This window comes from Brasilonema sennae CENA114 (assembly GCF_006968745.1).
GTDB lineage: Bacteria > Cyanobacteriota > Cyanobacteriia > Cyanobacteriales > Nostocaceae > Brasilonema > Brasilonema sennae.
On sequence record NZ_CP030118.1, the window covers coordinates 2,393,856 to 2,407,506 of the forward strand.

General features: G+C 40.9%; 9 protein-coding genes. 1 reads left to right on the top strand and 8 read right to left on the bottom strand.

What is annotated here, in order from left to right; genetic code table 11:
• Positions 1–1,173 precede the first annotated feature (1,173 nt).
• The gene (locus tag DP114_RS10175) at positions 1,174–3,624 is read right to left on the bottom strand and encodes a hypothetical protein (protein ID WP_171976028.1); all 2,451 of its coding nucleotides are present in this window, start codon (positions 3,622–3,624) and stop codon (positions 1,174–1,176) included.
• A gap of 443 nt (positions 3,625–4,067) precedes the next feature.
• Between DP114_RS10175 and DP114_RS10180 the strand changes: the two genes are divergently transcribed.
• The gene (locus DP114_RS10180; protein WP_171976029.1) at positions 4,068–4,544 is read left to right on the top strand and encodes an MEKHLA domain-containing protein; all 477 of its coding nucleotides are present in this window, start codon (positions 4,068–4,070) and stop codon (positions 4,542–4,544) included.
• Here the strand turns inward: DP114_RS10180 and DP114_RS10185 are convergent.
• From DP114_RS10185 to DP114_RS10215, 7 genes are all read right to left on the bottom strand, one after another.
• Positions 4,534–6,705: a GumC family protein gene (locus DP114_RS10185; protein ID WP_169263439.1), complete on the bottom strand. Its 2,172-nt coding sequence runs from the start codon at positions 6,703–6,705 to the stop codon at positions 4,534–4,536. The genes DP114_RS10180 and DP114_RS10185 overlap by 11 nt on opposite strands.
• 140 nt (positions 6,706–6,845) lie before the next feature.
• Entirely contained in the window at positions 6,846–8,285 is a 1,440-nt protein-coding gene (locus DP114_RS10190; protein ID WP_370469271.1) for a polysaccharide biosynthesis/export family protein, read from the bottom strand.
• Positions 8,286–8,388: 103 nt separating this feature from the next.
• Positions 8,389–9,138, bottom strand: a complete 750-nt coding sequence (locus DP114_RS10195; protein WP_171976030.1) for a cyanoexosortase B system-associated protein — start codon at positions 9,136–9,138, stop codon at positions 8,389–8,391.
• A 30-nt stretch (positions 9,139–9,168) separates the two neighbouring features.
• The gene (gene crtB / locus DP114_RS10200) at positions 9,169–10,041 is read right to left on the bottom strand and encodes a cyanoexosortase B (RefSeq protein ID WP_169263437.1); all 873 of its coding nucleotides are present in this window, start codon (positions 10,039–10,041) and stop codon (positions 9,169–9,171) included.
• Positions 10,042–10,076: 35 nt separating this feature from the next.
• Entirely contained in the window at positions 10,077–11,243 is a 1,167-nt protein-coding gene (locus tag DP114_RS10205; protein ID WP_169263436.1) for a DegT/DnrJ/EryC1/StrS family aminotransferase, read from the bottom strand.
• Positions 11,244–11,836: 593 nt separating this feature from the next.
• Positions 11,837–12,511, bottom strand: coding sequence for a transposase (locus DP114_RS10210; RefSeq protein WP_256379389.1), 675 nt, complete (start codon positions 12,509–12,511; stop codon positions 11,837–11,839).
• 31 nt (positions 12,512–12,542) lie between these two features.
• The gene (locus tag DP114_RS10215; RefSeq protein WP_169263472.1) at positions 12,543–13,040 is read right to left on the bottom strand and encodes a helix-turn-helix domain-containing protein; all 498 of its coding nucleotides are present in this window, start codon (positions 13,038–13,040) and stop codon (positions 12,543–12,545) included.
• Positions 13,041–13,651 lie beyond the last annotated feature (611 nt).

Consider the following 13,651-nt stretch of genomic DNA (forward strand, 5'->3'; position numbering starts at 1 on the left):
TTCATATTTAAGAGTTATATTTTACTCGTATTAAAGCATTCTTTTTAGAAAATTTATCATTCACAACTAAGCTCTGTTCGTTTTTTACAAGCTTTATTCAAGATTGTGAGACAAAAAATAATTTGTCTTGAATCAATTAGTCAGTTTCTACTTAGTTTTAGTATTTATCATTTAAGAAATCCTCATCAAGTCATTAATTTTCCAATGGGTTTTTACAAATATCAAATTATGACCGTTATTTTTTTTTACATTTAATGTATCAAAAAAATATTTTTCAATGTTTTTATACTAATTGATTTTATAGATATTGAGATGAAACAATCCTAAAGCTATTTTAAAAGTTTGAATTTTGTCTTTAACTGCTTCTCTAAAATAGATTTATAAAAAATTCATTAAAAAAATCAAATCACTTTATCTTAAATTTACACTCTCCTCAACAAGTACTATCGTACTTACAGTCATCTACATAAGTAAAAAATGAGACTTTTACTAAATAGTTCTAACAAAATTACATTATGAGAGTAATTTGTCAATCCAAACAGTAAGAATATGTATACAAATCATTTTTTTTACTAAGTTCAAATTCTTAGTGGATAGTTGATAAGAGAACACTCAGAAAATCTTTAAAAAAATGATAACAAAAATATTAGTCTCCTCTAGACATAAGAAAGAATACACTTTCAAAAATCAGTTACTTATCTTCTTTGTTGAGTTTTCGGATACGTGTACTACTAAAATCGGTAAGCTTTTACAACAAAATAGAATATCTCATATTTTGTTGTAATGAGCTAAATGACCCTCTTCAATCACAGAAAATTGTCTCTGTTTCATTTATAAAAAAGTGTAAATAATCAAAAATAATGACTCTTTTTAAACACAAGAAATACTTCAATAATATATAGCCTGTAGCAGTGTCTCCCAAACAATATGACACATGCCAAAATCCTGGTATTATTTCATTCCTAAACTGTCAAGATCTCACATTTGAATACACTAAGAGCGTGAGCGCGTTTATCAAAAACAGCCAGCACCGAAGCTAACACGGAGGTAGTAGGTACATGCTGTCTGTGGTTCGGCTTCCTCTGAAGTTAGCCTGTTCTTCAAACAGCGAGGCTAAGAACAACTGTTGGTTTTCTCATTAAGTGCAAATAGCGTGCCAGTGGGACTCAACAGTCATTGAGTCCCAGACACATGACGTTGCACCTGAGTGACTCCCTTGGGAGTATCCCCTAGGTATTGAAATTCATGCCAAATTTGCCGTCGCGCATCTTGTAGAAAGATTCGCCATTCACTTTCTACATCTGTTGCGCGAAGTATGCAATCTACAAATTCTTCTACAATCGCATAAATTACTTGACTTGGCTCACACAGCAGTTGTTTTAAAGCTTTTTCAGACTTACTCACAGCTTCTGCGTAAGCTATTTTGAGATTAAGCAGCACTTGTTCAGCAGAGGACGATGCGGAAAGCTTCAGGGTTGCAGGCTGATTGGGAGTCAATCCATCTAAACATTTGCGAATGCGATACTGTAGAAATCCTCGGTAAGAAAGCTTAAACCTAGCTAGGGTTTGGAACCCATACTTAAGTTTACTCGGTATTCCTGGTATCAGTTCGTCAGGTATTTGCTTGGCGATCGCTTCGATAAATTCACCTCCTTTGGCTTGTGTCAGTTTTTCCAACTGTCCCTTGTCCATTAGTATCTGAGTCAGTTGCGATTTAACTTTGTCAAGGGATCGCTCTAAACCGATATCCAATAACGACAGATGTTTCGACAAATGAGCACGGATTTCATTCAGGTACTTTTCGTATATAATTGCGTAGCTCTTTTCTAGGCAAAAGCGCTGTTCTATTTCTTGAATGGACGGAATTCCTGTATCACTTCGACAAGTTTGCAAAACAGTTTCTACTTGCTTTTTAAAGTCGATATCAACTGCTTCTCGCTTTCGCCTAAGCCCTGTCAGGAGTTCCTCTAGACTGTTTGTTACACCTAACCAAAGTTCTTTGAATTTTTCCTCAAACAGCCCAAGCCCATGAATATCATCATGGGTTGCTAAATCTAAAACCTTGCTAATTTTCTCTAACTCAGCTTTCACTTGGTTTTGGAGTACATTTAATTGTTGTTGGTGGAAGAAGGCGTATTTCTCATCTAAATCAGTCATTTTTGCCTTCAAATAATCAAGAACTTGTTCAAGAACTTTGTGCGCTTGTTGAGTATTGGCGCAGTTAGCCGTTACACACTTGACAACACTGATATCTGTCTTGGCAATATCCTGTGCTAAATCTTGGCAGCTTTTGGAGTTGTCACCAAAGCGTGAATCAGCTTCTGTGCGGTTAAGTATCATGAAGGAGCACAACTGAGTTGGCACAACATCAACTTGTGCTGCACGTACCATGTCATACACACGCACATCTACATCCCTCCAGTCGTCGTCAGTGGACTTTGGCATGCGCACAAACAGGATTGCATCAACCTGTTGCCCTAAAATTTTCATCCCTACCTGTTGATCCCAAATACCCGTATCACCCAAATCAGGTATATCTACAAAGGCGATTTGTCCGACATCAGCGTGATTGAATTGACAAGCAATCTTAATTTCCCTAACTGCCAGATAATAAGACAGCGAGCAGTTCCCAGGAGGAGCTCCCTCCGAAAGAATCTGCGGTGGAATTGGAGGGGAGCCAGCGCTGTGCGCGGCTACAAAGTGTTGTGGCGACTGCGGAGATTCTTCGCCCTTGTAGTAAGTGGCGTGCGACTGGCGTTTTCCCTCTCCTGTACCAGATGCTGCGCGTTCACCAAGTGTGCGCGAAGCACTTACGTGCTGGCTGTGCGTATCTGTTTCATACAAGCTGAGCGTTGGCGTAGTGCCAAGGGAGGAGATACCCGAAGGGTTAAAAAAGATGCTCTGACTGGAAGCAGTTTCTTGAGCAACGTACTCCCGAATTTGGTTCCGAGAAATGCGGCGGGGTGAAGATTGCTGCAAAAGGGAGCGATATTTGTCTAAATGTATGTGATACTGTAGTAGTTGTTCATACGCTACTACCTGTGCAGGGTATTCAGGATGATTACTGACTAACAGAGGCAGGGGTTTAGTGGCAAACTCATCTACCGTCTTTGGTTTTTCACCCAAGCCAAGTTTTTCATAGTAGGGACTGATCACCTCATCTAGAAATGACTGCTCTGAGTGAAACCAAACTTCAGCATAAGTTTCCCCATTGTTATTATTGTAAATAAAACTACAAATACCTGTGCAATGATGTGTATTTCTATCTGGAATCTCACCACTCGTCAGTCCTGTTAGACTTTGTAGCAATTGACTCTTTCCTTGCTTTGCTCGTCCAACAACGCCAATATTAAGTGTCTTACGGCAAAAGCGCTCTTTGAGTTTTGTCAGCGCTTCTAGTTCAGTATTAATGCTTGATTGTAGTGTTGTTAAACGGATGTCCCCCAAAAGGCTAGGCACAGTTGAATCATCAAATCGTTTCAACAACTGATTGTGATGCTTTTGAAGATGTCGGACTGCTGAGTCTAGGGATTTAAGTTCCGCCTCTACATCAACTATTTTTTTAGCTAAGGGAAGACGCTTTTCAATAATGCTGGCAATGCTTCCAGTCTCGTTAGTATCCATTGACGCGGGTGTTTGACTGTTATTGATTATATGTGTGGAGTTTTACGAAACGATACATACAGTAGATAGAGAAATCTATTCGTACCTATGTTAATTAAATATTCACTCTCACTGCTCAAATATATGTCCTAGGGATAATATTATTTAACTTTAAGGTTGCATTAGGGCAACCAGTTATTTGAATTTGGGGAGTGAAATGTATTATGATGTTAACGGCAGGGTATAAGCTCTGCGACTATGAGCGTGTGAAAATCCTCCGTAAGATGCACAAAGTTTCAAAAAATAATTTTGTACTCATTATTACTCCTCTAGATAGATGATATTTTATATCATATGACATTGGAATTCACGTTTTTCCGAAAATCTCAGCTAAATTAATAATCTTGTATGAAAAAACGTTAAAATGGCGCAGGTTTTGATGCTTATATAAACGCGCTACATTTATGAACCGTGATAAACAACTTCCTTGGCAGCAAGAGACGGTCATTCGTCACAGTCAACGCCTGATCCAAAGTTTTCACAATTGGACAGGACGTTGTTTGTTAGATGCTAGCGGCTCACCAGAGGAAATAGCCAAGGGACTGTTTGAAGCACCGTTTGTTTTAGTCTCTCACGGTGTCCAATCAGATCCAATCTTTAACTATGGTAATCGTAAGGCATTACAATTATGGGAACTTTCTTGGGAAGAGTTTATGCAAACGCCTTCGCGTAAGGCAGTTCAGGAAGTCTTGCAGGAAGAACGTAATAAACTCCTAGCTGAGACGCTAAGCAAAGGTTTTAGTAGTTATTCTGGCGTCCGCATCTCCAGTACTGGTAAACGCTTCTTCCTAGAAAATGGTATCGTTTGGAATGTTTTAGATAAACAGCAGCAATATTATGGTCAAGCTGCTACTTTTTCATCAGCACGACTTATCTCCTAGCTCCATTGATCACTCGTGCTTGTGGTTCTTCAGGTGGATAGTTTGAACCCATATATGAGTAAGGCACAGGCATGGTGATATCAGTACCGTTGATCACGACTCCCAATAACTCAAGGTCAGATTCCACCAATTGGTCGATCGCTTCAGTGAGTATATTTTCTTGTGTATTGTTTGGTCTTGTCACTAGCACAATGCCATCGGTGTAAGGCTGTATTAACAAAGCGTCATTTGATAAACTCAGAGCAGGAGTGTCTAAAATCACCAAATCAAAACGCTCGCGTGCATCCTCCATCAGGCGTCGTATTTCACTAGATTCTAGGATTGCCGCTGATTGACGCACAGGACCTGGGCTAGGAAGAATGTATAAATTTTCTATATCTGGCACTAAGCGAATATATTCGCCCAAGTTGCCGTAATAACGCAAAGGTTCAATCGTAGCATCGGGGTCGGAAGTCACTCCTAGGGATGAAGAGTGAGTTGGCGATCGCAAATCTGCTTCAATAATCAAAGTTCGTTTCCCTGCACGAGCGGATGCTATTCCTAAGTTATAAGCGCTAACTGTCTTACCTTCTCCACTGCTGGTGCTGGTAATCAATACCACCTTCAATTTTCTCCCGCCAACGCGGCGCAGATTACTGCGGAACTTTTCATAAAACTCTAGATACAAAGAATCTAGAGAAAGAACCACTGGCACTTCACCTAGATTTAACCCATCAATTGGCATCAAAGGCAATTCGCCCAACAAAGGAACTTCTCGTTGTTTGAGGCTGTCGCGGATATCTTCCTTGGTCTTGAAGGTTGCTTCCAATGATCCCAGTAAAAATATAACTCCGGCACCTACCAACAATCCTAGTAAACTGCCTATACCTAGGGTAATTGGCGGACTCAGACGATCCTTATTAGCATCAAGCACAACTGGTGGTCTAGCAATTCCAAGACTGCTGACTGTCTCAGCTTCTGCTGTTTTTGCGTCTGTTAGCTTTACCTGCATTTGGTCATAGACGGCTTTTTTGAGTGCAACCTCCTGTTCTAAGCGCGATCGCTCCAATTGCTTGTTGGGTATCAGCGAATACTCATTCCGCAATCGTGCTTCATCTTTTGTGAGGTCAACAAGTTGCTCTTGCAGTGTTTCGCGCTGGGTTTGCAAAGCAACCATCTGATTTGCCAGCTGCTGTCGGGCTGGATCTAGGTTGCTTCGGGAGCGAATGGCCGTAGTAGCTGGAAGCGGCGCTGTTCCGTCTTTCCCGCCTACAACTTCAGCACCACGTTGCCGAAGTAAGTTCTCATAACCTTCTTTCTGATTGCGCAACTGAATCATTGTCGGGTGTTCGGGGCGCAAACCTTCTTTCTTTAGAATTTCAATTTGGGATTCAATTTGGTAAAGTTGTGCTCGCACGTTAGCAATAATTGGATCAGCACTTAAAGCAGAAGAGACATAAGCTTGGTTGACGTTTAAACCCAACTTATCTTGTATGCTGCGAATTTGAGTATCAATTCCAGCAAGAACTAATTGAGTTTGTCGTTGCTGTACTTGGCTACTAGTCACTGCGTTGAGCAAACTTCCATTTTCTGCTGCCAATATTGCTGGTCGCTCTTTGCGATCATACACTTCTAACTTCTGCTCAGCCACTTGTAGTTCTTTTTTCGCTTGTGGCAAGCGTTCATTAACTTTACCAATAACTGCTTTTAATCTCCGTGTATTAATTTCGGCACTCAGGGCGATCATTGCCTCCATCAATGCCTGCAATGTTTCTTGTGCTGACTGGATCTTAGTATCGTTATATTTCAGATCGATGAGTGTGGGTGTGGGTTGTTTGTCTCCTGTAGTTTTTGCGTCTTTGTCAGGCATCGTAAGCACGACATTTTGACGTATTTTTGCTGGCTTGACATTAACTTTTGCTGCTGCTGCATCAATGACTGGCTCTGATAACAAAATATCTTGGCTCAGTTCCTGCCCTTGCAGATTAATTTCATTACCTGTTGCGGAAAAAGAAACTGTTGGGCGATTATAGGTCAGTGCGCCGTTCGCTACATATCTAGATTGTCGTGGTTGCAATGCCACCACCATTGATCCCGCTACAACTAGACCAAAACTAGCTAGTCCAATCCACTTGTACTTATCGAAAGCAATGAGGTAGCGTTTTACAATTGGTGGAGTCATGGCAGCAGCAAATCAAAACTAAGTATAAATTAGACTACAATTTTTATATAATTTCGGTTTTGAGGAGTCTGAAATTAGAAATTATTTCATAAGTTCATTCCTCTTCCTTCTCTTACACACGGCTGGCAAGGACTACTAATCTAGTATCTGTTGTCATTGACACCGAAGAAGCCGAGAAAGGTACGAATATCGTAGAAGGGACGGGCAATTGTACCGATGATATTAGTAATTTTAGCAATTAGGGTTCGTCCTACTACGATAACATCGTTATCTTGAAGTGCGACATTTTGAGATCCATCCCCTGACAAAGCTTTTTTAGCATTAATCGATTGCTTAACCGCTCGACCTTTTTCTGGGTCAAAGCGAACCAGAGCTATGTCACTGAGGTTGGCACTGTCAGTATTAATTCCTGCCAATACGTCAATAAAAGTACTACCATTAGGCAAAGGAACAGTGACTATTCCCCCACCAGCATAATTTAAAACACGAACTCTAATCTGTGGTGTTGCTAAAGTTGAGCGAGATACCAATGCGCGGTCATAACTCTTATCGTTTGCAATTTCCCGACGTGGCACAATGATCGCATCGCCGTCCTGCAAGCGGAGGTTAGGTATTTCACCACCATTTTGTAATGGAGTATACAGGTCGAGAGTTTGTGAAACCACAGAGCCATCTACTAGCTTCCGGCGTACTTGGACTTGACGCAAATCTGCCATCATCGCAGAACCACCAGCTAAGAGCAATGCATCGCTAACGCGAGGCGTTATTGAGTTAACAGGATAAACTCCTGGTCGATTGACTTCCCCATTAATAGTGATTTGAACTGGTCGCTGTCCTATTAGTGATAGTGACACTAATGGGTTAACTAATTGGCGACTCAAAGCTAAGCGAATTTTCTCTTGCGCTTCTTCCAAAGTCAAGCCTTGTAGCGATACTGTGCCTACTTGTGGCACAATGATATTGCCCTCAGGATTAATTTGAGCCGAAAAATTGAATTCTGGGCGCTGCGCCAGCAATGAGAATGTCACATTTGGATTGACCACGAAACGATTATAGCCTGAGCGAATTTTTTGTTGTGCTTGTTGTAGAGTCAATCCCTTAAGTGACACTGTTCCCAGTAATGGTACGACGATGTTTCCTTCGGGGTTAATCAGAGCTTGAAAGCTTAAATCTGGGAAACGTACAACTGAAACTCCAATGCTATCTCCGGGTCCTAGACGATAGGAGCCAGGAGGACGCTGAACCAAAATGTTAATGCTATCTCCTGGTCCCAAGAGGTAGCGGTTCAATTGCGGCGACATCCCTTCTCGAAGACCAGGAGCGACAAAGTCAGTACTACTGGGCGGAGCTGGGGGAGGTTGTCGTAGTAATGGTCCTGTTGGAGTATTAGGTACAGGTACGGGAGCCTGTCTTGCTGGAGTATTAAGTACAGGTGCGGGAGTTTGTCCTGGCGTTCGTTTCTGCGTTGATGTTTGAGCAACAACCGGTTGGACAATTGTTACCAAAGAAACGCCTACGTACAGACCAGCAAAAGACAGGGCGTTAAACAAGCGCATACGACAACCAGAAACAATAGACATTGGCACTATAACTTACTTATAGTATGAAGTGCCAATGTATATAACAGAGTTATAACTTTACTTTAATTAAGAGAGTGAAAAGTACCTTTTTTATGGCAAAACTTTACTTTTTGTTATTTTTATACAACTGTATTGGCGAATGACTTGACACTGGACCTGCCATCAAAACAGCTTGCACTGTTTGACCGAGAGATTTAGCTTCATTCCAAATTGTTTCCACCTGCCCTAATGGTTCCATAGGAATAAGAATACTCACAGCAACCCAAGGAGCGCGTTTTTTTTGCAACTGTGCTAGCTGATCGACGATAAACCAGGGGAAAAGTGATGAACTACCACCATTGAACCAGGCATACCATTGCAAAACCGCAAAAGTCTGCTGATTTGTTGAGGCACGAAAGAACCTAGCTTGTACTTTTGTTTCAGCAGGATTTGACCCTGTCCCTTGCGGTTTAACAGTAAAATCAGCAGAGCGATACTGAGCTATCTTCCACTGCCAAAGGCTGTTTATTTCCGTCCACTCCACCACAGGCTGATCTTTAGATCCTGTTTGTGGTCGCAAAAGCAGAACTGCTTTGGTTTTGTCGCTTTTTTTCTGAATAAACTGATAAGACCATGTGCCTTCCCCTATCTCTTGTTCTCGCTGTTCTATAGTCTGCCAACCAGGAAGGATCAATCCCTTTTGACGTAAATTTTTCAACTCCTGCAGACGAGTTATTCGTGGTAATTCCTGCCATTGCCAGTGTCCTGTCAGGTAACCAGGAATTGCTCCTATAAGCAACAGTACTAATAGCAACAAAAGGGCTACTATCTGAGAAAACCGCTGCTCCTTGAGAAACTTGGAAAAAGAAATCATCAGTGAACTTTACAGTACTTAGACAAAATTTTACTCCGAAACTTCGGCAAAATATTTCTCAATCCAATTTAGAGTTGGCACCAATGAAAGCAGCATAACAGCAGAATACAAATCACCACCCCAACCATTATGCAGCCAATGAAAAGCTCCGTCTTGTCCTGTGCCATGAAAGAAGGACAGTAATGTGTTACGAACGATATTGGCGCAAATACTAATTAAGACTGCAATAGATAAAAACCAAATACTTTTGCGGCGGGAGGATAAAGCACCTGTCCAATAAAGCAGCATCAAGCCAACATAAAAAGTCGTAAATAGCATTTTCAGCCCTGCACAGTAGGGTGCAACTTCTACAATTCTTCCCCCGACATATATATTTACTCCTTCGACAGTGACTTGCATACCAATCTGACTGAGTATGAAGCCAGCAGTACCCGCGATCAAACTCTGCAGGGGCAATGTGTAGGGAGTGATGAGGTAGGGAACTGATGTTGGTGTTGCAAGAAGTACTAGTATTAAAGCAAATCCTTGCAATTTTAAGCCAGGAATTCCCTTAAGCCACAAACACAACCCTGTCAGTATAGTTGGAAAGGAAAGATTAACCCACTCGCTGACACCACTCAGGTAAAAAACTCCTCCCAGTACTAACAACGCCACGCCCAAAGGATGGGAAAAATCTGGTAGTCTTTGCCATTTTTTTCTGTTCAACCAGCAAAGGTATGCAGCAAAGGGTAAACCAATGATACCGTGGCTAAAATATTCGTGTTCGATACTGATACTTTTGTTGAGCCAACCTTGCACCCAGTAAAATAACACAGGAGCATAAAGCAGTAGCAAAATGCCTAATATAGCTGGAGTAATCAGGCGTGTGGTATTTGCATTTTTCAGCTGGTGCCGAATTTGCATAGCTTTTATGATAAAGAATCAATAATGAGATTTTCTTAAAGACACAGAATTTTTTGATGTTCACCGCTGAGAATTAATGTGATAGCCGATACTACTTGCTGAACTTGGCTATGACTTAAACCAGGATACATGGGTAAGGATAGTATTTGCTTCGACAGCATTTCAGCATTGGGAAAGTCCCCGACTTGATAGCCTAGGTGGGTGAATGCTGGTTGGAGATGACAAGGAATTGGGTAGTGAACGCCAGTTTGAATCCCCACTTGTGCGAGTTGTTCTTGAAGTTGCTGACGTTGTACACCACAAGAATCATCTACTCTGATGACATAAAGATGATAAACGTGTCCCTCGCTACTGTGGTTTTGTATGGGAATGAGTCCGCTTGATGCTAGAGGTGCTAGTTCAATGTCGTACTGCTGGGCTGCATTGAGGCGATCGCGATTCCATTGTGGCAAATATGGTAATTTCTCGTGCAACACTGCTGCTTGAATTGTATCTAAACGGCTATTGGTTCCCTCTTCAACGTGAATGTATTTTTGAGCCGCGCCATAATTGCGCAAGCGTAACATTTTTTGAGCGACATCTGGATCTCGCGTTAATAACATCCCGCCATCTCCAAATGCCCCTAAATTCTTGCTGGGATAAAAACTAAAAGCTGCTGCGCTTCCCACTGAACCTGCGCGATATCCTTCTCGTTCGGCTAGGTGGGCTTGTGCTGCATCTTCAAAAATCAGCACTTTGAAAGTCTCGGCAAAATCTAACAACTGCCGTGGCGACACCATCTGACCGTAAAGATGTACTGGAAGAATTGCTTTGGTTTGAGGTGTAACTGCCCGCGCTGCAGCTTCTAAATCAATTAAAGCTGTTTGTGGATCGCAATCTACAAAAATTGGCTTTGCCCCTGCACGTATTACCCCAATCAACGTCGCAACAAAGGTGTTTGCTGGTAAAATGACTTCATCTCCAGGACCAATATGACACGCTTGTAAACCGAGGGCGATCGCATCAGTTCCCGAAGCAACACCAACTCCATACTCTACGCCAGACGCAGCCGCAAAAGCTGCTTCAAACTCTTTGAGTGCTTGCCCTAAAACAAAATCTCCCCGTTCCGTTACACCTTGGATTGCTTGTTGTAATTGAGTTTGAATTGGTTGATGCTGTAAAGTTAGGTCTACAAAAGGAACCGTTACAGTCTTATTATTCATTTTTAGGCAAGTCCCTAGTATTTTCTGTCACAATTGCTGTACTAAATACTATAGTTTTGTCAAAGTTTTATTATGAAGAAATCCTAAAGTTTTGATTAACTTTATATTTCTGACTGAAAAAAGAACGGGCTGCGCCTCGCTGCGCTAACAGTAGTCAGAATGATAAACGGTAAAAAAGGTACAAGCATCGCGCGTGATGCTGAGTTGTTGGGAGACCATGCATGGTAGTTCCTCATGGGGAGTTACTACACCCAGGAGGATTTCCAACGCTCTTATCCTCTGTCGGGAGACCCTCATCAAGTACTGGCTCTTCCGTAGGGTATCTCGTAAAACTAGCGCTGCGAAGGGAGACAAGGATCGCAGCGCTTACTCACCGTAAGATGTGGGCGTTCCCACTAGAGTGTATGCAGTTCATGAGGGCTACTTATTGAAAGTATTTTGTTAGAGATTCAATCAAATGAATGATTATGACAACTTAATTCATATTGGAATCGCATATTAATATAAAACCGATATTCCGCACTCTCAACTGACGGTATCGGTTTTTACGGGTTTTTAACTACTAGTACAGCACGGCGTAAATAAACCAAGTATTAGACAGCTAACACTTTACCCTTATATGTCCACTGAAAAGGTTTAGCCATTGTTTTATTAAAGTAGTCGATAAATTCAAGAATTCGGGTTTTTAGGTCATCCTGACTCTTGAAGCTAGCACGCTGAAGTAACTTACGAACCAAAATACTGAACCAAATTTCAATCTGGTTGAGCCAAGAAGAGTGTTTAGGGGTGTAATGGAAAACAATTCGATGTGTTTTGTCACTTAAAAAAGCAGCACGGGATTTCATGGATTTGAGTATTCCCCTTTTTCCTTTAATACCCAGATCGATATTCAAACCTTCTTTTTCTGCAACCAAACGAACCAGCGATTCAGACTGATGCGTATTCAGACAATCCATGATTAGATGCCATTTTTTAGCATTGGGTTCACTTTCAATGATTCGACGAATATTGAGAACAAAATCAACTTCTGTTCGAGAATCTCCACAAGTAGGCTCGATAATCTTACCAGTAGCGACATCAAAATTAGCAATTAAACTCTGTGTACCGTGACGAATATACTCAAACTCCCTTCTTTCAACTTTACCAGGTCGCATCGGTAAATCTTTTTCTAGACGCTCTGTAGCTTGAATACCCGTCATTTCATCAATTGATATTGTACGCTCTGCGTTTTGATAACGTTCAATCGCACTTATGTATAAACCAGTAATATCTTCAACTTTTACGTCAAATTCTTCGTCCTTAGGGGGGGGTTAACCAGTAACTACTCTGGTGGGGTTTAAGTTCTGCCTCTTCTAGTAATCTTCCAACATGGCGGACAGATATGCTTTCAATAATCCCTTGCTTTATAATTTCGTCTGCTAGTTCTCTTGGTGTCCAATGACTTATTGGTCGTCCGTAGTCTTCGGGTTTTGAACATGCAAGGGCAAACAGTTTGATTACTTGCTCCATACTAAATTTTACTGGTGCCCCAATACGCTCCGAATCTCGTAGTCTCTCAAAAGTAGGCAACTTTTTATCGCTAGTTTTAAACCATCGGTTTCGCCATAAACGAGCCATATCCAGACTTATATTTAATGTTCGAGCAATTTCGCCATTATTTTTCCCCTCTGACGCTAGAAGAATTATTTTTGCACGTAGTACTATTTGTTGCCCTGTATTGTGTCGGTTTACCAACTCTTGCAGTTCTGAGCGATCGCCATCGCTTAAGTTTAATTGTTTTGGAGCTAATCCTGCCACATCCTAATTCTCCGCTTCTCAGCAAAAACTACTTTTAATCTAATTACTCATTCTCCCACAGTAATACCTGGTTAACTTACGCCGTGCTGTACTAGGAATGCTATCTAAGATACTTACTGTTTTTTGACTGGAATTTGCTTACTAAAAATTTCTATTTAATACATAAAAATAAGCAATTTTAACAGTGATTATACTATGTTACATATCCAGATGCAGAATGTGGGATCTAACATGTTGCCCAAATCCAATTCTAGTTTAGTATAAAAACATAAAAATTGATTTGTGATCATTGATGATAAGCCTTGTAGTTGATTGTGATATGTCCTTCCTCCGTACGATAGTGTTAATACTGAAATATTTTATTTTTTTATACAATAAACTGAATTATAACAGTAGCTCATTATAGATACTGATTCAAGAATATTCCATTACCTTGTGAGAAAAGCAAGCTATTTCTACGTATTTTTTAGTACTTCAAGTCAAACATATATTAAAAAAAAATCATCTAAATATGTTCATTTTGAAGCGAATTAGGGAATCTTAAGCATAGTAAATAACCCAGAAACAGTGGTTATATAAATTACTCTAGTAAGAGACTGTTAAGGTAGCGA